At 62.8% G+C, this 24,007-nt stretch carries 17 protein-coding genes and 1 riboswitch; of the genes, 13 read left to right on the top strand and 4 right to left on the bottom strand.

Annotation, left to right across the window (positions count from 1 at the left end; genetic code table 11):
* Positions 1-136 precede the first annotated feature (136 nt).
* The 3 genes from cydB to QD172_RS01590 form a co-directional block, all read right to left on the bottom strand.
* Entirely contained in the window at positions 137-1,135 is a 999-nt protein-coding gene (gene cydB / locus QD172_RS01580; protein ID WP_077375744.1) for a cytochrome d ubiquinol oxidase subunit II, read from the bottom strand.
* A gap of 4 nt (positions 1,136-1,139) precedes the next feature.
* On the bottom strand, positions 1,140-2,546 hold the full coding sequence (locus tag QD172_RS01585; RefSeq protein ID WP_279854666.1) for a cytochrome ubiquinol oxidase subunit I: 1,407 nt from the start codon (positions 2,544-2,546) through the stop codon (positions 1,140-1,142).
* A gap of 615 nt (positions 2,547-3,161) precedes the next feature.
* On the bottom strand, positions 3,162-4,445 hold the full coding sequence (locus QD172_RS01590; protein WP_279854667.1) for a histidinol-phosphate transaminase: 1,284 nt from the start codon (positions 4,443-4,445) through the stop codon (positions 3,162-3,164).
* Between the two features lie 552 nt (positions 4,446-4,997).
* Between QD172_RS01590 and QD172_RS01595 the strand changes: the two genes are divergently transcribed.
* From QD172_RS01595 to QD172_RS01615, 5 genes are all read left to right on the top strand, one after another.
* Positions 4,998-7,190, top strand: a complete 2,193-nt coding sequence (locus QD172_RS01595; protein WP_279854668.1) for a TonB-dependent siderophore receptor — start codon at positions 4,998-5,000, stop codon at positions 7,188-7,190.
* Between the two features lie 156 nt (positions 7,191-7,346).
* Complete coding sequence (locus QD172_RS01600) at positions 7,347-8,369, top strand: iron-siderophore ABC transporter substrate-binding protein (protein WP_279854669.1); 1,023 nt, start codon at positions 7,347-7,349, stop codon at positions 8,367-8,369.
* Complete coding sequence (locus QD172_RS01605) at positions 8,329-9,381, top strand: iron ABC transporter permease (protein WP_279854887.1); 1,053 nt, start codon at positions 8,329-8,331, stop codon at positions 9,379-9,381. Before QD172_RS01600 ends, QD172_RS01605 begins: the two co-directional genes overlap by 41 nt.
* On the top strand, positions 9,378-10,535 hold the full coding sequence (locus QD172_RS01610) for an iron chelate uptake ABC transporter family permease subunit (RefSeq protein WP_279854670.1): 1,158 nt from the start codon (positions 9,378-9,380) through the stop codon (positions 10,533-10,535). Before QD172_RS01605 ends, QD172_RS01610 begins: the two co-directional genes overlap by 4 nt.
* Positions 10,532-11,341, top strand: coding sequence for an ABC transporter ATP-binding protein (locus QD172_RS01615; RefSeq protein WP_279854671.1), 810 nt, complete (start codon positions 10,532-10,534; stop codon positions 11,339-11,341). Before QD172_RS01610 ends, QD172_RS01615 begins: the two co-directional genes overlap by 4 nt.
* Before the next feature lie 144 nt (positions 11,342-11,485).
* Here the strand turns inward: QD172_RS01615 and QD172_RS01620 are convergent, their stop codons facing one another.
* Positions 11,486-12,097 (bottom strand): hypothetical protein, encoded by a 612-nt coding sequence (locus tag QD172_RS01620; RefSeq protein ID WP_279854672.1) that lies wholly within the window; start codon positions 12,095-12,097, stop codon positions 11,486-11,488.
* Positions 12,098-12,261: 164 nt separating this feature from the next.
* Here QD172_RS01620 and QD172_RS01625 point away from each other — a divergent pair, with 164 nt between their 5' ends.
* From QD172_RS01625 to atzF, 8 genes are all read left to right on the top strand, one after another.
* A complete protein-coding gene (locus tag QD172_RS01625) occupies positions 12,262-12,909 on the top strand; it encodes a hypothetical protein (protein WP_279854673.1) in 648 nt (215 codons plus the stop codon).
* Positions 12,910-13,425: 516 nt separating this feature from the next.
* A riboswitch (guanidine-I (ykkC/yxkD leader) is annotated at positions 13,426-13,534 on the top strand.
* 233 nt (positions 13,535-13,767) lie between these two features.
* Positions 13,768-14,745, top strand: a complete 978-nt coding sequence (locus QD172_RS01630; protein WP_279854888.1) for a putative urea ABC transporter substrate-binding protein — start codon at positions 13,768-13,770, stop codon at positions 14,743-14,745.
* A gap of 109 nt (positions 14,746-14,854) precedes the next feature.
* A complete protein-coding gene (locus tag QD172_RS01635; RefSeq protein WP_077371317.1) occupies positions 14,855-15,679 on the top strand; it encodes an ABC transporter permease subunit in 825 nt (274 codons plus the stop codon).
* The gene (locus tag QD172_RS01640) at positions 15,676-16,557 is read left to right on the top strand and encodes an ABC transporter ATP-binding protein (protein WP_279854674.1); all 882 of its coding nucleotides are present in this window, start codon (positions 15,676-15,678) and stop codon (positions 16,555-16,557) included. Before QD172_RS01635 ends, QD172_RS01640 begins: the two co-directional genes overlap by 4 nt.
* Complete coding sequence (locus QD172_RS01645) at positions 16,541-17,299, top strand: urea amidolyase associated protein UAAP1 (protein WP_279854675.1); 759 nt, start codon at positions 16,541-16,543, stop codon at positions 17,297-17,299. The genes QD172_RS01640 and QD172_RS01645 overlap by 17 nt, the downstream gene beginning before the upstream one ends.
* Before the next feature lie 90 nt (positions 17,300-17,389).
* Complete coding sequence (locus tag QD172_RS01650; protein ID WP_279854676.1) at positions 17,390-18,100, top strand: urea amidolyase associated protein UAAP2; 711 nt, start codon at positions 17,390-17,392, stop codon at positions 18,098-18,100.
* 194 nt (positions 18,101-18,294) lie between these two features.
* Positions 18,295-22,131 carry an urea carboxylase gene (uca, locus tag QD172_RS01655; RefSeq protein WP_279854677.1) on the top strand — a complete coding sequence of 1,279 codons (3,837 nt, stop codon included), beginning with the start codon at positions 18,295-18,297 and terminating at the stop codon, positions 22,129-22,131.
* On the top strand, positions 22,131-23,963 hold the full coding sequence (gene atzF / locus QD172_RS01660) for an allophanate hydrolase (RefSeq protein WP_279854678.1): 1,833 nt from the start codon (positions 22,131-22,133) through the stop codon (positions 23,961-23,963). The genes uca and atzF overlap by 1 nt, the downstream gene beginning before the upstream one ends.
* Positions 23,964-24,007 lie beyond the last annotated feature (44 nt).

Below are 24,007 nucleotides of genomic sequence, written 5' to 3' on the forward strand. Positions count from 1 at the left end.
CTCTCGCGTCGCCTGCTGTCGGAGCCATCTGCCTGCCTGGCGTCGTTCCCGGGTGCCCCGGTCAAGCGTGCCCCGGTCAAGCGTGCCCCGGTCAAGCGTGCCCCGGTCAGCCTTGCCGACCGGGGCCTTGAGTGACTCAGTGATAGCCGACCCCCTGTACCTTGCCGCGGAACACCCAATAGCTCCAGGCGGTGTAGCCCAGCACCATCGGAATGACGAACAGCACGCCCAGCAGCAGGAACAGCTGCGACTCCGGCGCGGAGGCCGCGTCCCACAGGGTGATGTCCGGCGGCACCAGATACGGCCACTTGCTGAAGATCAGCCCCAGATAGGTGAACAGGAACAGTCCCAGCGTCGCGACGAAGGGCTGCCCTTCCTGACGCTTGTTGACCGCCCGCCAGATCAGCGCCGCACAGCACAGCGCCAGCACCGGGAAGACCCAGAACACGCCCAGATGGTCGAACCAGCGTTCCCGCACATACTCATCCACGAACGGCGTGTAGAGGCTGATGACCGCGAAGCCCACCAGTACGGCGATCAGCAGCTTCGGCGTAATGCGATAGGCCCATTCCTGCACCTCGCCCTCGCTCTTCATGATGGTCCAGGTGGCGCCCAGCAGCGCATACCCCGCCACCAGCGCAAGTCCGGTGATCACGGTGAACGGTGACAGCCAGTCGAAGGCGCCGCCCACGTAGACATGCCCTTCGGTGGCGAAGCCCTGGATGTAGGCGCCGACCACCACGCCCTGACAGAAGGTCGCCAGGAAGGAGCCGCCACTGAAGGCGATGTTCCACCAGTGACGATTGCGCGAGGACTTGAAGCGGAACTCGAAGGCGATCCCCCGGAATATCAGCCCCGCCAGCATCAGGAAGACCCCCAGATACAGCGCCGGCAGCAGGATGGTGTAGACCGCCGGGAAGGCCGCCAGCAGCCCGGCCCCGCCCAGCACCAGCCAGGTCTCGTTGCCGTCCCAGATAGGCGCGACCGAGTTCATCATCACGTCACGGGCGTGCTCATCGGGTGCGAAGGGGTACAGGATGCCCACCCCCAGATCGAAGCCATCCATCAGGATGTACATCATGACGCCGAAGCCGATGATCAGCGCCCAGATCATTGTCAGATTGATCATTTCCATCAGCTCAACTCCTTACCGTGCGGCTGGCATCATCGTCCAGACTCTCGTGCGCAGCGGACAGCGGGCGCATCGCGGTCTCGACATCGTCATGGGGCAGTTCCGGTTGCATGCCACCACGGATGACGCGGGTCAGGTAGTAACTGCCGGTCACGAAGACCACCAGATAGACCAGGAAATAGCCGATCAGCGTGGTAAGCACCATCCAGCCGGTGAGTGACGGCGTGACGGCCTCCTGCTGGGTCATCATCTCGTAGACCAGCCACGGCGAGCGCCCGGCCTCGGTCACGAACCACCCCGCCAGCACGGCGAAGAACGGCGCGATGGACATCAGACGCAACGTCTGCAGGAAGGGACGTGAGCGATAGAGCTTGCCATCGCGGCGCAGGAAGACACCGATGAAGGCCACGGCGATCATCAAGAGCCCCATCGCCACCATTACGCGGAACGACCAGAACACGAACCACACCGGCGGCTGCTTGTCAGGTGCGACCTCCTTGAGCCCCGGCACCACGCCATCGGGGTCGTGGGTCAGGATCAGACTGGCCAGCTTCGGGATCGCGATCTCGAAGTGGTTCATCTGCGCCTCCTTGTCCGGCCAGGCGAACAGCAGGAGCGGCGCACCCGACTGGGTCTCCCAGTTGCCTTCCATCGCGGCGACCTTGGTCGGCTGATGCTCCAGCGTATTGATGCCGTGCATGTCACCCACCACCGCCTGCGCCGGTGCCAGCACCAGCAGCAGCCACATGCACATGGACAGCGCACGCCTGTTGGCGTCGACATCGCGCCCGATCAGCAGATACCAGGCACTCACCCCCGCCACCACGAAGCCACCGGTCAGGAAGGAGGCGATCGCCATGTGGGCGAAGCGATACGGCAGGGAGGCATTGAAGATGGCAGCGGCCCAATCCTTGACGAAGAAGTGGCCGTCCACCATCTCCACTCCCGCCGGTGTCTGCATCCAGCTGTTGGTGGAGAGAATCCAGAAGGCGGAGATGAAGGTGCCCAGCGCCACCATCAGGGCCGCGAACAGATGGACCCCTTCCGGCACCTTGCCACGCCCGAACAGCAGCACGCCGAGGAAGCCTGCCTCAAGGAAGAACGCCGTCACCACCTCATAGCTGAGCATCGGCCCGATGAAGTTGGAGCTGGCATAACTGAAGTTGCTCCAGTTGGTGCCGAACTGGAAGGCCATCACGATGCCCGAGACCACCCCCATGGCGAACACGACGGCAAACACCTTCACCCAGAAGGCGGCAAGTCGGTCCCAGGCGGCATTGCCGGTCTTGTAATAAAGGCCGTGCAACAAGGCGACATAGGAAGCCAATCCGATGGTGAACACCGGAAAGACGGCGTGGAATGACACGACAAATCCGAACTGTATTCGCGACAGGATCACGGGATCCAGTTCCATGGGCAACTCCTCACGATAACGATCATCAGGATGGCTGGGCATGTTCCTTCTGGCGGGAACTTGCCCGGCGACAGGTTCACGGGCGAACCGTAATGGGTCACGGCGTCACACCATTAGCAAAAACTCACGACTCTTTCCATCTCTTGACTATGATCAATATCATAGAAAGAGACGGCGACGATGTCGCATAGCATGTTGTCGCAGGACAAAATGCCGCAGCGACCCGATGCCCCATATAGAAAAACTCAACAAGACGGTCTTCTCGCAATATTTGACCATGAACATTGCCTCAGGCGGCAAGCTCTCCTTGATCGCTCATCGCCATGATGAGCGCCTGTAGGCCTTCACGACTTGATCCATATCAAGCACTGAGTTGAATCAGCGCAAGTGGGAGTGTTGTGGGAATAATCAGGGATGTGAAAGCAAGTGCAAGAGCGAATAACGGCGAAGCGCCTTGCGACAGAGAAACGGGGTCAAGATAATGAGGAGGTTTAGAACAGAGAAGCAGGTCACGCGAGAACCGAGCGAACCATACCGAACACATCGAGACACCTGATTGCCGGGGTGTCTCGATGCATGCCGGTTTCTGCTGGCTTCAGCAAGAGCCGATGCGGATCACACCACGCCTTTCGCCTTCATCTCGCGCAACACGGCTGACACGTAGTGCATTTCCGCCGGGGTGCCCAGCGACATGCGACACCAGCCGTCTGCGGGTGGGAAGGCTCGACCGATCAGCACATGACGCGCCTTCATGTCCGCCTGGAATTCCTTGAGCGGCCTGGAAATGCGGTGGAAGACGAAGTTGGTCTGACTGGGTAGATACTCCCAGCCCAGCTCATCGAGCGTCGCGGTGAAGATGGCACGCGCTTCGTCGTTGCTCTGCTTGCTGTGGGCCAGAAACTCCGGTGACTGCATCGAGGCCGTCGCCGCCATGACCCCGGGGTAGGACAATGTCATGGCGTCATCTTCCACGTAATGCGAGACATGCTCGAGACGCTCGGCGTCGCCCACCGCATAGCCGACCCGCAGTCCCGCCATGGCGTGGATCTTGGAGAAGGTCTTGAGCACCAGCACGTTCTTCGCGCCCCCCGCCACCAGACTGTCCGCGGAGCGGAAGGCCGGGTCATTGACGAATTCGGCATAGGCCTCATCGATGATGAACAACGTGTCGGAGCGGCTGGCATTGACCCAGGCGTAGAGCGCATCGCTGGAGATGATGGTCGAGGTCGGGTTGTTGGGATTCACCAGATAGACGATGGACGGGCCGGCGTGGTCCGCCACGGCCTGCTGCATGTCGGAGAGCTTGAACGACCAGTCCTCACGCGAGGATGGCACCTTGTTGATCGCCAGATCATAGAAGCCGGCGTACAAGGCACCATCGCCGTAGGTGAGTTCCGGGATGACCAGCTGAGTGTCCGGGGTCGCATGCGCCAGCACGCTGGCCCGAATCGCATCGGAAGAGCCCGGCGTGAACAGCACGCTTTCAGGGGTCACCTTGTGATGCGTCGCCACCAGTGACTGCAACTTGCCCATGTGGGCGAAGGGATAACGATTGGAATGCGCGATGGACGCCGAGGCCGCACGCTGCGCCGAGGGGGCCATGCCGAGGGCATTCTCGTTGTAGTTGAGTCGCACCGGCGCCTTGGCGGAAGGCGTGAGCGTGGCCGCCGTCGCGGGGGCCTCCTTGGCGAAGGCCTGCGGAATGCCGGGGAGGAACTGTCCGAGGGCCGCACCGGCAAGCGCTGCGCCACTCATGCCCAAAAAGCCGCGCCGTGAGGGAGACGCCGGCCGCGCCTTGCGCGCCGTCTCGCCGGCGCCCTGCCCTGTCATGCCTTGCTCATGAAGGCTCTGCTGTGGCCTAACCGCTTCTGCTACCACCGCCTCTGAAACGTCTGTCATGTCATGTCCTTGTCGTTATATTTATTGATACTTTATGAGCAAAACCAACATATAAGACTTTCGTAAGCCTCACAATCCATCACGCGGTTGCGCCGCCGTAACCCGATGCCCCGCTTCTCGCAACGCCGCCAGGGGCCACTGCCGGCGGGCATGTCTTTTCCTTGCCCCTTTTCCTTTCCCTTGCCCTTTTTCCCTTGCCCTTTATCAGCGAGCCGCTTTTCGCCGGCCCCTTCCCTCGCACTTCTCTTCAGTACCTATCCAGCACCTCTCCAGCGCCTCTCTCCAGCACCTCTCCAGCGCCTTTCTTCAATGCCTCCCTTCAGTTCTTCTCAGCAGTTCTTCTCAGCAGTTCTTCTCAGCAGTTCTTCTCAGCAGTTCTACTCAGCAATTCTTCTCACCAACGCCGGCAGCATGGGCATCAACGCGCGAAAAGTTCCTCGATTCGTGCAAAGTCTGGCGCTGCGCAAAGGCTTTCTGGCATTTCGCAAAACATCGGCCGCCCCTCACAGTGAATAATAATCATTCTTATAAAAGCACTCAGGGAACGCCAACGTGTCACATCCATCCGCGCCATCTGCACTGCCACTGTCACGACTGACCCTCGCCATCGCGCTGGCTAGCGCTGCATCTCCCAGCCTGGTGTCGGCTGACGAGACGCGTGAGCTGCAAGCCATGACCATCGTCGGTGAAGCGCAGACCTCCACCACCGAGTTGACCCGTGACTACACGGTCGGCGCCAGCACCCGCGCCAATGGCCTGACGCTGTCACCGCGCGAGACACCGCAGTCGATCAGCTTCCTGACCCGCCAGCAGATGGACGATGAGGCGCTCACCAGCACTACAGAAGCCGTCAACCGCCTGCCGGGGGTGTCCTCCAATCGTCTCGATGGCACGCGCACCAACTTCCAGTCGCGTGGCTACTCGATCCGCAATTTCCAGTTCGATGGTCAGCAGAGCAACACCAGCAGCTTCTGGCCCTTCGGTGACGCCGAGTGGGACACCGCCATCTATGATCGCGTCGAGGTGATTCGCGGGGCCACCGGCCTGATGACCGGGGTGGGCGACCCCTCCGCCACCGTCAACTTCGTACGCAAGAAGCCGCTGGAGGAAGCCGCCGCCAGCGTGACGGGCGCCGTGGGCAGCTGGGACCGCCGCCGTGGTGTGGTGGATGTCAGCACGCAGCTGGATGATGCCGGCAAGGTCGGCGTGCGCTTCGTGGCCGCCAAGGACCGCTCCGACAGCTTCATGGATGACGTGGAGAATGACCGCGAGACCCTCTACGGCGTGATCGCCGCGGAACTGACACCGGATACCGAACTGAATGTCGGCGTCGAATACCAGCGCTACGACCAGGGCGGCGCCTATCTAGGCGTGCCGCTCTACTACACCGACGGCTCGCGGACCGATTTCGATCAGTCAGTCGCCAACAATACTGAGTGGGCCCACTTCTTCACCGAGAACACGCGTGGCTTCGCGGACCTGACCCACTACTTCGCCAATGGCTGGAAGGCGACCGCCGCCTACAGCCACGGCGACGCCAATTACGGGCTGACCTACAACTACCGTGGCGGTTACGTCGACCGTGACAACGGCATCCTCTACTACGACACCAACCGCCAGGTGCCCACCAGCTCCTATCTGCTGGACTACCGCGGAGACCGGACCCAGAAGAACCTCAACCTGAGCGCCGAAGGTCCCTTCGAGCTGTTCGGTCGCGAGCATCAGCTGGGCTTCGGCTATATGCAGCTGAAGGAAGAGTACGAGATCTGGAGTCGCACCCCGGCGAGCAGCGTGCCGGCGCTGGGCAGCTTCACCGATCGTGACGACCCGGCGCTGGCCGAACCCGAATGGGGCGAGTGGGGCCTGAGCGATGACACCGAGACCAGGCAGGAAGGCATCTACGCCGTCACGCGTTTCTCGCTGGCAGACCCCGTGCATCTGATCCTCGGTGCCCGCCTGACGGATTGGGAGATCGACCAGGACTATCGCGGTGAGCGCAGCTATGAGTACAACGACGAGTTCACGCCCTATGCCGGCCTGATCGTCGATATCACCGACAACCTCACCGCCTACACCAGCTACACGCAGATCTTCAACACCCAGAGTGAACGCGCCCCCGATGGCGCCCTGCTCGATCCGCTGGAAGGCACCAGCTATGAAGCGGGCCTGAAGGCCGAGCTGTTCAATGACCGCGCAGACGTGTCCTTCGCCGTCTTCCGCAGCGAGCAGGACAATCTGGCCGTCGAGATCCCCGGCGTCTATGTCGCGGGCACCACCGATCAGGCCTACACCGAATCCGACGGCGCGGTGGTGGAAGGGTTCGAGCTGGAAGTGGCCGGTGAAGTCGCCCCGGGCATCAACCTCTCCGCCAGCTACGCGCTGGTGGATGCCGAGGATTCCGATGGCACCCAGCTCAATACCAGCTATCCACGCCAGCAGGCCAAGGTCTACGCCACCTGGCAGCTGCCCGGTGACTGGTCACGCCTGACCCTGGGCGCCGGCGGCACCTGGCAGGGCGACACCTATCGTGACGCCGATACCCCGACCGGCACCGCCAAGGTCGGTCAGGGCGATGTCTTCCTGGCCAACGCCATGGCGCGCTATCGCATCAATGACCACTTCAGTACCCAGCTCAACGTCTCCAACCTCTTCGATGAGGAGTATTACACCCAGCAAGGCTTCTACAGCCAGTACCTCTATGGTGCGCCGCGCAGTGCCCTGCTGAGCATGACCTACGACTTCTGAGGACAGGCGCGTCATTTCTCATGGCCAGCCCTTCCGATGGCCAGCCTTTCCTCTGGACAGCCCCTCACGATTCAGGGGCTGTCATCCGCGACCCGATTGAAAAAGGATTCTCCCTTACGACTCACACGACTTTCCTGCGCCATTGGCCTGGCCATCATGGCCGCCAGTCTCGTGCCTGCCGCCCAGGCACAGGCATCAGCGACATCTCACGCTGACACCCCCTCCACGGTATCCGCGTCTGACGCCTCACCAGCGGCAGGGCACGCCCAGCACTACCCGATCACCCTCCAGCACGCCTTCGGCACGACGGTCATCGAGGAAAAGCCGCAGCGCATCGCCACCGTCGCCTGGGCCAATCATGAGGTGCCGCTGGCACTCGGCGTGGTACCGGTGGGCTTTCCGCGCCAGGCCTTCGGGGATGACGACGATGACGGCATGATGCCGTGGGTCAAGGCGCGCCTGGAGGAGCTTGACGCCGGCGAGTACACGCTGTTCGACGAGGGCGATGGCATCGATTTCGAAGCGGTGGCCGCCAGCCAGCCGGACGTCATCCTGGCGGCCTATTCCGGCATGAGCGAGGCCGACTATCAGACACTGAGCAAGATCGCGCCGGTGGTGGCACGTCCGGGGCCGCGCTGGTCCTCCAGCTGGCGCGACATGATCCGCCACGACAGTGCCGGCATGGGCATGGCCACCGAGGGTGAGGCGCTGATCGAGCGACTCGAGGCCCGGATCGCCGAGAACATCGCGGATCATCCCGAGATCCAGGGCAAGTCGATCATCGTGATCAGCCACATCGACCCCACCAATCTGAGCCGCATCGCCTTCTACAACGACAACGATGCCCGAGTGCGCTTCTTCCACGAGCTGGGCATGGTCTCGCCGCCATTCGTCAGCGAGACCGCCGTCGAGGGTCGCTCTGCCGGTCAGATCAGCGCCGAGCGCCTCGATGAGCTGGCCGATGTCGATATCGTGCTGACCTACGGTGGCCAGCCGCTGATCGACCGCCTCAACGAGCATCTGCTGACCTCCCGCCTGCCCGCCATCCAGCAGGACGCCGTGGTGCTGCTGGAGAACGGCCCGATGGGCACTGCCGCCAACCCCACACCTCTCTCGATTCCCTGGGTACTTGACGACTATGTTGACCAGCTGTCCGTCGCCGCTCGCAAGGGCGAGTGATCTCACCCCACTGTCGGCCAGCCGTCAGCGGCGCTGGCTGGGCACCCTGCTGCTGTGGCTGGCGCTGTGTGCCAGCCTCGCCCTGTCGGTGGCCTTCGGTGCGCGGGTGACCCACTGGGCCGACATCACGGGGCTGCTGGACGGCTCGCTGGATTCGATGGCCGAGGCCGCCGTGGCCAGCCGCCTGCCGCGCACCCTGCTGGCCATGCTGGCCGGGGCGGCGCTGGGCGTGTCGGGCGCCGTGATGCAGGGTCTGACCCGCAACCCGCTGGCAGACCCGGGGCTGCTCGGCGTCAATGCCGGGGCGGCGCTCGCCGTGGTGATCGGCATCGCCTGGTTCGGCATCCAGCAGGCCAGCGACTATCTGTGGCTGGCCATTCTCGGGGCGGGACTGAGCGCCGTGGTGGTCTATCTGATCGCCAGTCTCGGGCGTGGCGGGGCGACCCCGCTGCGCCTGGCACTCTCCGGGGCCGTCATCTCGGCGGCGCTGAGCTCGCTGAGCACGGCCATCATCCTGCCGCGCGCCGACATCGGCGGGCTGATCCAGTCCTGGTTGATCGGCGGTGTCGGCGGCGCGACCTGGGCACAGATAACCCCGGCGCTGCCCTTCCTGCTCAGCGGCCTGCTGATCTGCGGGCTCTCGGCGCGCCGACTCAACCTGCTGGCGCTCGGCGATGACATGGCCAGCGGGCTGGGCGAACGCGTGGCGCGGGTGCGGGTGATGGCGGCACTGGGCGCGATTCTGCTATGTGGTGGCATCACCGCGGTATGTGGCCCCATCGCCTTCGTCGGGCTGGTGGTGCCGCATGTCTGTCGCCTGATGGTGGGCAGCGATTACCGCTGGATTCTGCCGCTCTCGGCGCTGGCCGGCGCCCTGCTGCTGACCTCGGCGGACATTCTCGGACGTCTGATCGCACGCCCCGCCGAACTGGACGTGGGCATCATGACGGCGCTGGTCGGCGCACCGTTCTTCATCTGGATCGTCCGTCGCCACAAGGTGAAATCACTGTGAGCCCTCTCCTGCCTGACGCCTCGTCTGCGACGCATCCCACCTCACGTGCCACCCTGACGCGCCTGCGGCGTGCCCGAAAGCGCCAGCGCCGCCTCACGCTCTGGGGATTGCTGGCCGTGGTGCTCGCCGTCTTCAGCCTTGTCCTGATGCAGGGACAGCGCTTCATTCCCCCACTCACGGTGCTTCAGGTACTGCTGGGCGAGAACGTGCAGGGGGCCAGCTTCATCATCACCGAGCTGCGCCTGCCGCGTGCGCTGGTCGCGATTCTCGCGGGCTGCTGCTTCGGACTGGGCGGCGCCGCCTTCCAGGCCATGCTGCGCAATCCGCTGGCCAGTCCGGACATCATCGGCATCAGTGCCGGCGCCAGCACGGCGGCGGTATTCGCCATCGTGATGCTGTCGCTGAGCGGCACGCTGGTGTCATTGCTGGCGATTGCCGCCTCGCTTGGCGTGGCGCTGCTGATCTACACCCTCTCCTGGCGCAAGGGGGTGGCCGGGGCACGGCTGATACTGGTCGGTATCGGACTGGGCGCCATGCTGCAGAGCATCACCGCCTATCTGCTGACGCAGGCGCCCAGCTGGTCATTGCAGGAGGCGCTGCGCTGGATGACCGGCAGCCTCAACAGCATCACCCTGAGTCAGCTACCACCACTTGCCGTGGCACTGGGCCTGCTGGGCAGCTTGCTGTTGATGATGAGCCGGCATCTGGACGTCATGCGCATGGGCGATGACATGGCCAGCGGTCTCGGCGTGCGGCTCTCGCTCACGCGCTTCATCATCATTCTCTCGGCGGTCGGGCTGGTCGCCTGCGCCACGGCGGTGGTCGGCCCGGTGGCCTTCGTCGCCTTCGTCAGCGGGCCCATCGCGACGCGCCTGTTCCGGCGACGCGGCTCCATGCTGATCCCGGCCGCCCTGATCGGGGCATTGTTGATGCTGGTCGCCGACTTCATCGGCCAGTTCCTGCTGCCTGCGCGCTATCCGGTGGGCGTGGTGACAGGCGTGCTGGGCGCACCGGTGCTGCTGTTGCTGCTGATGCGGGAACATCAAGGGCCGGGGCCCTCAGGGCGCAGACAACGACGCAGCAGGCAGCCGACGCCGCCATCTTCCTCCTCCGATCCTCACCACCCGTCATCTCAGCGAGTCGTTTCCTCATGACCCACCCTTCCCTGTGCGTGAATGGCCTGACGGCAGGCTATGCCGAACGACCGGTGCTCGAGTCGATAGACCTCGACATCGCTCCGGGCGAGATCACCGTGATCGTCGGCGCCAATGCCTGCGGCAAATCCACCCTGCTGCGCACGCTCTCGCGCCTGCTGCCTCCCTCGCGGGGCGAGGTGCTGCTGGATGGCAAGTCGATCCACCGCCTGCCGGCACGCCAACTGGCCCGCCAGCTGGGGCTGCTGTCCCAGTCACCGATCGCCCCGGAAGGCATCACGGTGCTGGATCTTGTCAGCCGAGGGCGTCACCCGCATCAAGGGTTGTTCCAGCGCTGGACGCGTGACGATGACACCGCGGTGCTGGCAGCCCTCAACGCCACCGACACCGCCGCGCTCGCCGAACGCGCGGTGGATGAACTCTCCGGCGGCCAACGCCAGCGTGTCTGGATTGCCATGGCGCTCGCCCAGCAGACGGACATTCTGCTGCTGGATGAGCCCACCACCTTCCTCGACATCAATCATCAGGTGGAAGTGCTCGACCTGCTGACGGACCTCAACCACGCTCGCGGCACCACCATCGTGATGGTGCTGCATGAACTGAACCTGGCCGCACGTTACGCGGATGTACTGATCGCCATGTCAGACGGCCAGATTCATGCCAGTGGCCCGCCCGAGCAGGTACTCACACGCGAGATGGTCAAGGAGGTATTCGGGCTGGAAAGCCACATCACCCCGGACCCCGTCACCGGCAAGCCGATGATGGTGCCCGTCGGGCGTCATGGGATGAAAGCCGCGAAGAACTAAGCCATGTCGAGCTGATCACGCTGTTGGATAGGCCAAGGCACATTCAATGCAACACAGTCCACATGAGACATCAGAATCGGTATCACTGAACAAGGGGCCGCCATGGCCCCTTGTTCAGTGCTTCATATGATGACTCTCTCGCGACTAGATATGCGACGACTCACTCAGACTCTTGATGACCAGACTACCCAGCTGACGAGTGTTGTGCGGATTTCCGTTGCCATTGACCAGCGGCAGATGCAGTTGTCTTGCCAATTCACGCAGCACTGGCTGAACAGGGCTCACTGCCTGCATCCCCTGACCATCATCGCGCTCGACTTCGATGCTGCCGTTCTCAAGTTCGCGAACAAGACAAGATGCGAACATGACTTCACGCACGGATTTCAGCTCGCTGCGTGGCTTCGTAGTCTTGGCCAGTCGAGACAACGAGATGCTCTGTTTGCCTGCGCGTTCCGGTGACATCAACGACTTTGCCTCTTCCACTGTGGCATCCAGCAACTTCTCGATCTGCATCTCTTCCGTATTGATACGCAGGATGATGATGCGCTCCACTTCCTCCAGCGGGCGGGGATTGAAAGCAACATGGCCTCCACCGCCCATCATCGCAGTGGTCTTGACCGAGATTCGCTCACCGTCACCGCTTACCACGTCATAGCCACGCTGGTTCACCTCGGTCGCCATCTGACCATTGGTGATCAACGCAGCGTAAAGCTCATCAATGCGCCCGCAAAGATGACGTAGCTCGGTCGGCGGCACGCCTCAGTTCAGTTCAATTTTCATCCCAATAACTCATTTTCTCTACGCTTGAAAGCTTGGCTTCTAAATTTCAGTCAAGTTTATACTCAGCTCTTGACCGATATCACTGCATCGGTTAAGTATACCCTACACAAAATAAAATATCATCGATACATAGGATAGCAATGGAACCTTTAGGAAGAATTTACAGTAGCAACTTTAAATCTCATCATAACCTTTTCGATAGTTTCGTAGGTAAAATATACTTTGTCACTACCGGTAGAAATGCTTGGAATAGTACATGGTCTCAAAAATATAGAGAAGACTGCATGCATCCTGACTTTGAATCTGCGGCAGAGTATGCTGAAAGCTTGAGAAAAAGAGGCACTGTTATATATATAGATGAAATTCCATGTTTAGGATTTTCGTATGAAGATAGTGACTTAGTCGTTACTGAAATCAACACCCAAGAACCTTTAATGGATTTTGATACCAATAGATATACAGAATTATATGGCATTAGTCTATGTAAATACTTATGTGGATCTGATACTACTCCAATGATGGAAAATGCCTATAACTTTTTTAAAAGTACAAGTGGATTTTGGAAACACACTCCTAAATTACATAACTTAATAATATTAGAGCCAGATGACTTTGATGTTATGGTCGAACGTGTTAGCGCAAAAAATGAAAAATATCTACATTATACTTCAAAATCAGTAGGTAGTGAATTTGAGCTAGAGTGGGCTTGGGAAGAGGTAGATATAGATGACTCCTTTATCATAAATAGCTCAAACGAAATAAATAATGCTATTTATAGCAGTAGCTAATTAACATTTAAAAAAGCTAGACTTGATACACCGCAACCCTAGCTGAGACTGCGGTGTATCAAGCTGATGGGGTTAAACAAAAAATCATAGGAATATTTTTTATTATTATATCAAAGAACCAACAAACCTCTAACGACCAAACAACTTAATAGCTACTTACAATTTAACACTATTAAATTAAGTCAAGACTAATACTGAATATATATGCCACTAAAATAATTCTTAGTCAAAAAATTGACCCTATCAGATATTCAATAGACTACGATATTGAAATACATTACATAAAAACATCTAATTCAACTGACTAATGGCTTGCACTCACTCTCGACTGACTTCACCGAGGTGCAAGAGACGGAAAAATTCATCAAATTGGTGCAGGGTACACTTTCGATATACATATCCATGCTGTATGAAATCCTATATAGCATTGTTTTATATGAGGAAATTCTCTCAGGCACACTTCCTGCTAGATACTCATCGAGGCACCGATAGGCATACAACAATCGAAAATCTACACCAATGGAGCGCTAGGGTTCCGGTGACTGGCTGATGGCCGTCACGACTGGTCCGAGAGCACTCGACCTCCAAGCTGGGGGTTACACGGCGGGACAAAAGCCCGGGAGACGCAACGCCTGAAAAGGTCGGCGCCTCTCACTTTTTCCGCCGGAGATAACGACAATGACCCAGCCCGCTCGCCTTTCCCCGTCTACAACTTCCCTCTCGGATGCCTGCGCTCAGGCGCCATCCGCTGCTGTCGCATCTGATTCCCCTGCGGTATCCGCAGTATCCAGCAAGACCTCCCGACATGCCGCGCTGGCCGGCGCGCTGCTGCTTGGCGCATCGCTGAGCCCGCAGGCCATGGCGCAGGATTCCTTCAGCGTGTGCTGGTCGGTGTATGCCGGCTGGATGCCGTGGGAATACGCGGATACCCAGGGCATCGTCGACAAGTGGGCTAAGAAGTACGACATCAACATCGATGTGGTGCAGGTCAACGATTACGTCGAGTCCATCAATCAGTACACCTCCGGCAATGTCGATGGCTGCGCCATGACCAACATGGATGCCCTCACCCTCCCTGCCGCCAGCAGTGTCGATTCCACCGCGCTGATTCTGGGCGACTACTCCGATGGCAATGACGGCGTGATGGTCCGCGACGGCGATTCCATCGAGTCCCTGAAGGACCGTGAGGTCAATCTGGTGCAATTCAGTGTCTCCCACTACCTGCTGGCACGTGCGCTGGACAGCGTCGGCATGAGCGAGCGCGATCTCACCACCACCAATACCGGCGATGCCGATATCGTGGCGCTGGCCAGCAACACCGATACCCAGGCGGTGGTGACCTGGAACCCGCAGCTGGCCACGCTCAAGGACATGCCCGGCTACACCGAAGTCTTCAACTCCAGTGACATCCCCGGCGAGATTCTCGACCTGATGGTCGTCAATACCCAGACCCTGAAGGACAACCCGGACTTCGGCCACGCGCTGGTCGGCGCCTGGTATGAGGTGATGGAGAAGATGAAGGCCGGTGACGAAGCCGCGCTCTCCCAGATGGCCGATGCCGCCGGCACCGACCTCGCCGGCTATCAGGCCCAGCTGGCCGCGACCCACATGTACTACACCCCCGCCGAGGCCGTGGCCGCCTTCAATGCGCCGGGCCTCAAGGACACCATGCAGCACATCGCCGACTTCAGCTTCGCGCAGGGGCTGCTGGGCGAAGGCGCGCCGGATGCCGGCTTCATCGGTATCGAGACGCCTGCCGGCATCGTCGGCAATGAGGGCAACGTGATGCTGCGCTTCGACCCGAGCTATACCGCCGCACTGGCCGACAGCCAGTAACGCCACGCGGTGGATGCCGCACACCAGCCGCAGGAAAGCTGTCTCTGTGGCTGGTGAACCGACCGCCTCCCTCGACCGCACCTCTCGTTCGCACCCGTGGAGCCCGCGCATGAAACGCCTGATCAATCTGACACCCTCCCGTGGTGGCCGCTGGCTGCTCGGTGGCCTGCCCTTCGCGCTGCTGGCCATCCTCTACATCGTGCAGTCCAACCAGCGACTGCTCGACAACCCCAACGACCGCCTGCTGCCGTCCTTCGCGTCCATGGGCGAGTCCTTCGCCAAGCTGGCCACCGAGGTCAACGTGCGCACCGGCGATCTGCCGCTGTGGACCGACACCTTCGCCAGCCTCGAACGCCTGCTGGCCGGCGTGCTGATCAGTGCGCTGATCGGCCTGAGCGTCGGCCTGCTCACCGGCGGCCTGCCGCTGCTGCGCGCCAAGCTGTCCCCGCTGATCACCGTGCTATCCCTGATTCCGCCGATGGCGATCCTGCCGATCCTGTTCATCGCCTTCGGGACGGGTGAGCTGGCCAAGATCGCGCTGATCGTCATCGGTATCACGCCCTTCCTGATTCGCGACCTGCAGAATCAGGCCCTGCGCCTCCCCGATGAGCAGCTGATCAAGGCCCAGACCCTGGGTGCCAGCTCCTGGCAGGTGCTGACCCGCGTGCTGCTGCCGCAGCTGACCCCGCGCCTTCTGAGCGCCACGCGTCTGGCACTCGGCAGCGCCTGGCTGTTCCTGATCGCCGCGGAAGCCATCGCCGCCCAGGACGGCCTCGGCTATCGCATCTTCCTGGTGCGCCGCTATCTGGCGATGGACGTCATCCTGCCCTACGTGGCCTGGATCACGCTGCTGGCCTTCCTGCTCGACCGTCTGCTGGTGCTCGTCTCGACCCGCGCCTTCCCCTGGTACCACGCTGAGGAGAGCCAATCATGAGCCTCATCCACGCCAAGGGTCTCGAGAAGCACTACGGCCAGCAGGTCGTGCTGGAACGCATGAACCTGACCGTCGAGGCCGGGGAATTCATCACCCTGGTCGGCGCCTCCGGCTGCGGCAAGACCACCTTCCTCAAGCTGCTGCTGGGCACCGAGGGCGTCTCGCGCGGTGAGCTGCTGCTGGACGGCAAGCCCATCCCCGGCGAGCCGGGGCCTGACCGCGGCATCGTCTTCCAGAAGTATTCCGTCTTCCCGCACCTCACGGTGCTCGGCAACGTGATCATGGCCGAGGAGCTGGCGCGTGCCCCGCTGACCGGCAAGCTGTTCGGGGCCAAGCGTCGCGAGGCACGGGTCGCCGCCGAGAAACGCCTGGAAGAAGTCGGCCTGTCCCACGCGCTGGACAAGTACCCGCATGAGCTGTCCGGCGGTATGCAGCAGCGCCTCGCCATCGCCCAGGCACTGATGATGAAGCCGCGCATCCTCTTGCTGGATGAGCCCTTCGGCGCACTGGACCCGGGCATCCGCAAGGACATGCACCAGCTCATCCTGCGTCTGTGGGAAGAGCAGCAGCTGACCATCTTCATGATCACCCACGACCTCAAGGAAGCGTTCGAGCTGGGCTCGCGCGTCTGGGTGTTCGACAAGGTGCGTGTCGACCCGCAGGCCCCGCAGGCCTATGGCTCGACCATCACCTATGACCTGCCCACCGAGCGCAGCAAGACCAAGGCGTCGTCTCAGCAGCCGGGCGCTCACCAGCCGGGCTCTGTCCAGACGGGCGCTGACCAGACGACGCTCGCGCACGAAACGCTGACGACGCCAGCCCACTCCGTTTCCCCAGCCACTCTCACCGGAGGCCAAATCAATGAACATACCGCTTGATGCCGCAACCACCGCCCGCGCCAGCTTCACCGCGAAGTATCAGACCCATCTGCCCGGCGGCCATCACTGGTCGATGCGCATGCCGCGTGGCAGCGCGCTCAAGCTGACCGCCCGCGAAGCCAACGCCAATGTCGGCCTGGTGATGTACAACCCGCTGGACACGCTTGAGCGTCTCAATCTGCCGGACACCCTCAAGGGTCAGCACACCTTCCGCCTCACCGAGGGGCACTGCCTGTATTCCGACATGGGCCGTATCTTCGCCTCCATCATCCAGGACGATCTGGGCTGGCATGACAGCGCCAGCGGCAACCTGATGGAGCAGCACTTCGCCGCCAAGGGCTGGCACAAGAAGGCCTATCAGCAAGCCTTCAATGACTTCACGCCCAGCGGCCATGACAGCCTGCTGATCGAGATGGCCAAGTACGGTCTGGGCGAGCGCGACCTGTGCGCCAACCTCAACCTGTTCTCCCGCGTGCGCGCCGATGAAGACGCCAATCTGCACTACGTCACCGACCACTGCGCCGCCGGCGACAGCGTCACCCTGCGCTTCGAGATGGACACCCTCGTCATGCTGCACACCTGTCCGCACCCGCTGGACCCCGCCGAGGACTATCCGCTGCGCGGCGTGGACATGACCTTCGGCACCGCGACAACGATGGATGAGCACGACGCCTGCTATCTGTCGCGCCCCGAGAATGCCCGCGCCTTCGCCAACAATCAGCTCTATCACCTGGCGGGCTGAGGCGCCCCTGGACAGCAGACGGACGCCACGCCGACTGGCTAGTGGCAACTGGAAACGACGCCCCAGATGACAAGGACAAAGGACATCCCCATGTGCACCTCGACACTCGAACACCCCCATGCCCACGCCCCGGCCACGACGGACGACGCCCCGCTGAGCTACGCAGACCCGGCCGAGCAGCCGCGCGAGCTTGAGCGCACCGTCGAGGCCGGCGATCACTTCATCGGGCTGGCGCGCGCCGGTCAGCACCTGCGCATCACTGACCTGCACGGCAATCAGGCCGCCGACACCCTGTTCTTCTCGGCCGACGACACCGCCGAGCGCTACAGCGCGATGGACACCGTACGCGAACAGGGCAAGGTCTACCTGACCACCGGCAGCGTGCTCTATTCCACTCGGGGCCGTGCGCTGCTGACCATCACCGGCGATACCTGTGGCCGTCATGACACCCTGGGTGGTGCCTGTTCCAGCGAGTCCAACACCGTGCGTTACGACCTGGAAAAGCGTCACATGCACTCCTGTCGTGACAACTGGATGCTGGCCATCGCCCGCTACCCGAAATACGACCTGACCAAGCGCGACATCGGCCACAACATCAACTTCTTCATGAACGTGCCGGTCACCGCCGATGGCGGCCTGAGCTTCGAGGACGGCCTGTCCGCCCCGGGCAAGTACGTCGAGATGGTCGCCGAACGTGACGTCTACGTGCTGCTCTCCAACTGCCCGCAGCTCAACAACCCCTGCAACGGCTACGACCCGACACCGGTCGCCATCCGCATCAGCGACTCGCCGCTGAGCTGAACCGCCGAGCTGAGTCGCCGAGCTGACAGCGACGCTTTCGAACACGCATACGACAAGAAACGGCCGAGCCACCCCTGACGATGTCATCTCTCTTGCATCACTCGTCAGCCCCCAAGGCTCTGCCCGGCTACCGGACGACCGGCAGCTCACAGTTTGAAGGCGGGACGACCCGCCGCCGGAAGGATGACTCCGTCATGTTCCACAAGGTCCTGATTGCCAACCGTGGCGCCATCGCCACCCGAATCCAGCGCACGCTGCGTGCCCTCGGTGTCCAGAGCGTCGCCGTCTACGCAGAAGCCGATCGTGAATCCCCCTTCGTGCGCGAGGCCGATGAAGCCTACAGCCTCGGCGAAGGTGCCGCCGCCGAGACCTATCTCGACATCGACAAGCTGATCGCCATCGCCCGCGAGAGTGGCGCCCAGGCCGTGCACCCGGGCTACGGTTTCCTGTCCGAGAACACCCGCTTCATCCAGGCCTGTGATGCTGCCGGTCTGGTCTTCCTCGGCCCGACCGTCGAGCAGATCCACGCCTTCGGCCTCAAGCACGAGGCGCGCACCATCGCCGAGAACGCCGGCGTGCCGCTGGTACCCGGTACCGGCCTGCTGGACGACGTCGAGAGCGCACTGAGCGAGGCCGCCCGTATCGGCTATCCGGTGATGCTCAAGTCCACCGCCGGCGGCGGCGGCATCGGCATGCAGGTGTGTGAGGATGACGCCTCCCTCAGTCGCGCCTTCGATTCGGTCAAGGGCCTGGGAGAGCGCAACTTCGGGGATGGCGGCGTCTTCCTGGAGGCGTATATCGCCCGCGCCCGTCACCTGGAAGTGCAGCTGTTCGGGGATGGCGAAGGCACGGTGATCGCCCTCGGCGAGCGCGACTGCTCCAGTCAGCGCCGCCACCAGAAGGTCATCGAGGAATGCCCGGCACCTAACCTGCCTGAGCGCGTTCGCGACGACATGATCGCCACCGCCATCCGCCTGGGCGAAGCCGTCAATTATCGCAGCGCCGGTACCGTCGAATTCATCTATGACGCCGAGCGTCAGGCCTTCTATTTCCTGGAGGTCAACACGCGCCTGCAGGTCGAGCATGGTGTCACGGAGCTTGTGTGGGGCGTGGATATCGTCGCCTGGATGCTCAAGCTGGGCGCCGGTGAGCTGGACGATCTCGCAACGCTGGCCGCACCGCTGTCCCCCAAGGGTCACGCCATGCAGGCGCGGGTCTATGCCGAGAATCCGCAGCACGATTTCCGCCCCTCCAGCGGCCTGCTCACCGAGGTGGAGTTCGCCAATGACGCCGTAACCGCCGCCCTCGCCGAGGGCAGCCAGCTGCGGGTGGATCACTCCATCGAGGCCGGTTTCGAGGTCCCGGCGTGGTTCGACCCGATGCTGGCCAAGGTGATGGTGCACGCCCCGACCCGCGAGCAGGCACGCGGCGATCTCTCCAAGGCACTGGCCGCCTCTCGCCTCTACGGTATCGAGACCAACCGCCAGTGGCTGTCGCACCTGCTGGAAGACCCGCGCTTTATCAATGTCGAGATCTATACCCGCTGGCTGGAAGGCCTCGAGTGGGCCGCACCGACCTTTGAAGTGATCGTCCCCGGCACCCTGACCACCGTGCAGGACATGCCGGGTCGCCAGGGGCATTGGGATGTGGGCGTGCCGCCCTCCGGCCCCTTCGATGACTACGCCTTCCGTCTCGGCAATGCGCTGCTGGGCAACGCGGCCGATGCCGCAGGCCTCGAGATCACCCTCAATGGCCCGACGCTGCACTTCCACCGCGCCACGCGCGTGGTGCTGGCCGGTGCGCCGCTGCCCGCCACGCTGTCCGTTTCAGCACCTGTAGCCGGCTCCGATGAGACCGCGACACACGACCTTGCCCTGTGGCAGGTGCATGAGATCGCCGCTGGCAGCACCCTGAGCCTGGGCAAGGTCGCCGCCGGCGCGCGCAGCTATCTGCTGATCGCCGGTGGCATCGACTGCCCGCAGTATCTGGGCTCGCGCGCGACCTTCACCCTGGGCCAGTTCGGCGGCCATGCCGGACGTGCCCTGCGCAGTGGCGACACCCTGCCGCTGGCTGATCTCGCCGAGTGCCCCCAGCCCGCCCTGACCCGGCTGCCCGAGGCGCTGATCCCGCAGGGCGCTGGCTTGGTCGCGGATGAACAAGGCGGGAACGCTCAAGACAGGACACAAGGCCGCGAATGGCAGATCGGCGTGCTCTACGGACCGCACGGTGCGCCTGACTTCTTCACCGAAGACGACATCAGCACCTTCTTCGGCCACCGCTGGGAAGTGCACTACAACTCCAGCCGCACCGGCGTGCGCCTGATCGGCCCGCGTCCGCAGTGGGCGCGTGCCGACGGCGGTGAGGCCGGCCTGCACCCCTCCAACATCCACGACAACGCCTACGCCTTCGGCACCATCGACTTCACCGGCGACATGCCGGTCATCCTCGGTCCGGACGGCCCGTCGCTGGGCGGCTTCGTATGCCCGGCCACCGTGGTGCGTGCCGAGCGCTGGAAGCTGGGCCAGCTGGCCGCCGGTGATCGCATCCGTTTCGTTACGCTGACTCTGGATGAGGCTCGCGCCATCGAGGTGCAGCAGGACGCCGTGATCACCGCCCTCGCCAGTGGCAAGCTCGACGCACTGGAGTCACCTCTGGCGGCGACCAGCACCACGCTGAGCGCCATCGCCGAGCAACGTCCGCGTCCGGACGACTCCCCAGTACTCAAGCGCCTGAGCGCCGAGCAAGGCGGCGAGCAGATCGTCTATCGCCGCGCCGGGGATGACTTCCTGCTGATCGAATTCGGCCAGATGGAGCTGGATATCGCGCTGCGCTTCCGCGCCCACGCCTGGATGCTGTGGCTCAAGGAGCATCCGCTGCCCGGCCTGATGGAGATGACACCGGGCATCCGCTCGCTGCAGCTGCATTACGATCCGCGCAAGCTTGCCCTCGCCACACTGATGACGCACCTCGAACAGGCGGAAGTCGCGCTCAAGGATGTCGAGGACATCGAGATCGAGGCGCGCACCGTACACCTGCCGCTGTCCTGGGATGACCCGGCGTGTCAGCAGGCCATCGACAAGTACCAGCGCTCGGTGCGCCCGGACGCCCCCTGGTGCCCGAGCAATCTGGAATTCATTCGCCGCATCAATGGCCTCGCCGATGAAGCCGCCGTGCGCGAGACGGTACTCAACGCCCGCTATCTGGTGATGGGACTCGGCGATGTCTATCTGGGCGCGCCGGTGGCCACCCCGCTGGACCCGCGCCAGCGCCTGGTGACCACCAAGTACAACCCGGCACGCACCTGGACCGCGGAGAACTCGGTGGGCATCGGCGGCGCCTATCTGTGCGTCTATGGCATGGAAGGTCCGGGCGGCTATCAGTTCGTCGGCCGCACGCTGCAGATGTGGAATCGCTATCGCCGCACCGAACACTTCACCAGCCCGTGGCTGCTGCGCGTGTTCGACCAGCTGCGCTTCCACCCGGTCAGCCATGAGGCGCTCGAGCAGATCCGTCGTGATCACCCTCAGGGACGCTATGACCTCAAGATCGAGAAGACCCGCTTCCGCCTCGCCGATTATCAGGCGCAGATCGCCGAGCATCAGGCCGAGACCGATGCCTTCCGTGAACGCCGTCAGGCCGCCTTCCAGCAGGAAATCGACGACTGGCATGCACGCGGCCAGTTCACCTTCGAGGATCAGATCAACGAAGTGCAGGAAGCCGACAGCCTGAGCGATGACGAGCTGGGCATCGAGACGCCGGTCACCGGCAGCCTGTGGAAGCTGGAGGTCGCCGAGGGCGATCTCGTCGAGGCCGGCCAGGTGGTGGCGCTGGTCGAGTCGATGAAGATGGAAGTCGAGATTCGCACCCACACCGCAGGCCGTGTCGTTCGCCTGCCGATCAAGGAAGGCAGCGGCGTCGCCCCCGGCCAGCCGCTGATCGTGCTGTCGACCGCCGTGGAAGCCACTGATCCAGCTGATGCCAGCGCAACAGACAACGCCCAATCGACCCTGTCCTCCGAGGAGACGCTGTGATGATGACCCATACCCCGCACAACCTGAGCATCACGGCGCTGAGCAAGGCCTATCAGGCCGGAGAGCTGACGCCACGCCAGCTGGTGAATGAACTGCTGGCTGCACAACCCGAGCAAGACGCCGCCTGGATCACCCGCCTGAGTGCAGATCAGCTGGAACCCTATCTGGCGCGTCTGGGCGACGTGGCGCCCGAGTCACTGCCGCTCTACGGCATCCCCTTCGCGATCAAGGACAACATCGATCTCGCCGGCGTGACCACCACCGCCGGTTGCCCGGAATTCGCCTATACGCCAGACGATGACGCCTTCGTGGTCAAGCAGCTGATCGCGGCCGGTGCCATCCCGCTGGGCAAGACCAATCTGGATCAGTTCGCCACCGGTCTGGTCGGCGAGCGCGCCCTGCCGGTCTACGGCACCCCGGCGAATGCCTTCGACCCCGCCTATGTGCCGGGCGGCTCCAGCAGTGGTTCCGCCGTCGTCACCGCCCAGGGGCAGGTCAGCTTCGCGCTGGGCACGGACACGGCGGGCTCCGGGCGTGTGCCGGCCTGCTTCAACAACCTGGTGGGCGTGAAGCCGACCCTCGGCCTGCTCAGCGCGGGCGGTGTGGTGCCGGCCTGCGCCACCCTGGATACCATCTCGATCTTCGCACTCGGCTGCGATGATGCCGCGAAGATACTGTCCGTCACCGCACAGTTCGATGCCGACAACCGCTGGGCGCGCGAGCACGACTTCGCCGTGCATGGCCAGACCTATGGTGTGCTGCCGGATCTCGCCGGCCTGCGCATCGGCGTGCCGCCGCGTACCCAGTGGCATACCGACGCCGATTACAGCGGCTACATGGAAGCGGCGATGCGTCAGTGCAAGGCATCGGGGGCCGAGCTGATCGAGCTGGATTGCAGCCCGCTGCTGGCCGCCGCGCGCCTGCTGTATGAAGGCCCGTGGGTGGCGGAGCGCTATCACGCGGTGCGCGAGCTGATCGAGCGCAATCCCGAGGCACTGCATCCGGTGACGCGCGAGATCACCCTTGGCGGTGCCACGCCCCTGGCCGTGGATGCCTTCGATGCCCGCTATCAACTAGCCGAATATCGCCGTCAGGCCGATGCCCTGCTCGCGCAGGTGGACGTGATGCTGGCCCCGACCACGCCACGCCTGCCGACCAAGGCGGAGCTGGCCGAGGCGCCGATCGCGGTCAATTCGGAGCTGGGTACCTGGACCAACTTCATGAACCTGCTGGATCTGAGCGCACTGGCCGTACCGGTCGGCTTCAACAGCCAGGGCCTGCCCGGCGGTGTGACGCTGTTCGCGCCCGCCTTCGAAGACCTGCAACTGCTGAGCATCGCGCGGCTGCTCGAGAAGGAGTTCTCGCTGCCGCTGGGGGCCAGTGCCGTTGCCCGTCCTCAGGCACGTCTCGCCGACAGCGATTTGCCGATGGCGAAGAATGGCCGACTCGAGATCGCGGTCTGCGGTGCGCATCTCACTGGCATGCCGCTCAATCACCAGCTCACCCAGCGCGATGCCCGCCTGGTCGCCCGTACTCACAGCGCCCCCCGCTACCGCCTGTATCAACTGGATGACGCCACACCCGCCAAACCGGCCATGCTGCGCGCGCCAGAGGACGGTACCAGCATCGCGCTGGAAGTCTGGTCACTGCCCATCGCCAGTGTCGGCAGCTTCCTCGCCGGCATCCCCTTCCCGCTGGGACTGGGTCAGATCGAACTCGAGGACGGCCGCTGGGTCGCGGGCTTCATCTGCTCGGTCTCCGCTGACAGCGGCGTGCCGATGACGGACATCAGCGAGTACGGCGGCTGGAAGGCGTGGGTGGAGCGCGGGTGATCCGCACTCGCTGGCAACCTCTCGTCGAAGCTGGATGCCAGACA

Origin of the sequence: Cobetia sp. 10Alg 146 (assembly GCF_029846385.1) — a bacterium.
GTDB lineage: Bacteria > Pseudomonadota > Gammaproteobacteria > Pseudomonadales > Halomonadaceae > Cobetia > Cobetia marina.

What these genes read in the sequence shown, in the direction of transcription:
- cydB (WP_077375744.1), bottom strand. Translation starts at nt 1,135, where the DNA reads ATGGAAATGATCAATCTGACAATGATCTGGGCGCTGATCATCGGCTTC.
- QD172_RS01585 (WP_279854666.1), bottom strand. Translation starts at nt 2,546, where the DNA reads ATGGAACTGGATCCCGTGATCCTGTCGCGAATACAGTTCGGATTTGTC.
- QD172_RS01590 (WP_279854667.1), bottom strand. Translation starts at nt 4,445, where the DNA reads ATGACAGACGTTTCAGAGGCGGTGGTAGCAGAAGCGGTTAGGCCACAG.
- QD172_RS01600 (WP_279854669.1), top strand. Translation starts at nt 7,347, where the DNA reads ATGGCCGCCAGTCTCGTGCCTGCCGCCCAGGCACAGGCATCAGCGACA.
- QD172_RS01605 (WP_279854887.1), top strand. Translation starts at nt 8,329, where the DNA reads ATGTTGACCAGCTGTCCGTCGCCGCTCGCAAGGGCGAGTGATCTCACC.
- QD172_RS01615 (WP_279854671.1), top strand. Translation starts at nt 10,532, where the DNA reads ATGACCCACCCTTCCCTGTGCGTGAATGGCCTGACGGCAGGCTATGCC.
- QD172_RS01625 (WP_279854673.1), top strand. Translation starts at nt 12,262, where the DNA reads ATGGAACCTTTAGGAAGAATTTACAGTAGCAACTTTAAATCTCATCAT.
- QD172_RS01630 (WP_279854888.1), top strand. Translation starts at nt 13,768, where the DNA reads ATGGCGCAGGATTCCTTCAGCGTGTGCTGGTCGGTGTATGCCGGCTGG.
- QD172_RS01635 (WP_077371317.1), top strand. Translation starts at nt 14,855, where the DNA reads ATGAAACGCCTGATCAATCTGACACCCTCCCGTGGTGGCCGCTGGCTG.
- QD172_RS01640 (WP_279854674.1), top strand. Translation starts at nt 15,676, where the DNA reads ATGAGCCTCATCCACGCCAAGGGTCTCGAGAAGCACTACGGCCAGCAG.
- QD172_RS01645 (WP_279854675.1), top strand. Translation starts at nt 16,541, where the DNA reads ATGAACATACCGCTTGATGCCGCAACCACCGCCCGCGCCAGCTTCACC.
- QD172_RS01650 (WP_279854676.1), top strand. Translation starts at nt 17,390, where the DNA reads ATGTGCACCTCGACACTCGAACACCCCCATGCCCACGCCCCGGCCACG.
- uca (WP_279854677.1), top strand. Translation starts at nt 18,295, where the DNA reads ATGTTCCACAAGGTCCTGATTGCCAACCGTGGCGCCATCGCCACCCGA.
- atzF (WP_279854678.1), top strand. Translation starts at nt 22,131, where the DNA reads ATGATGACCCATACCCCGCACAACCTGAGCATCACGGCGCTGAGCAAG.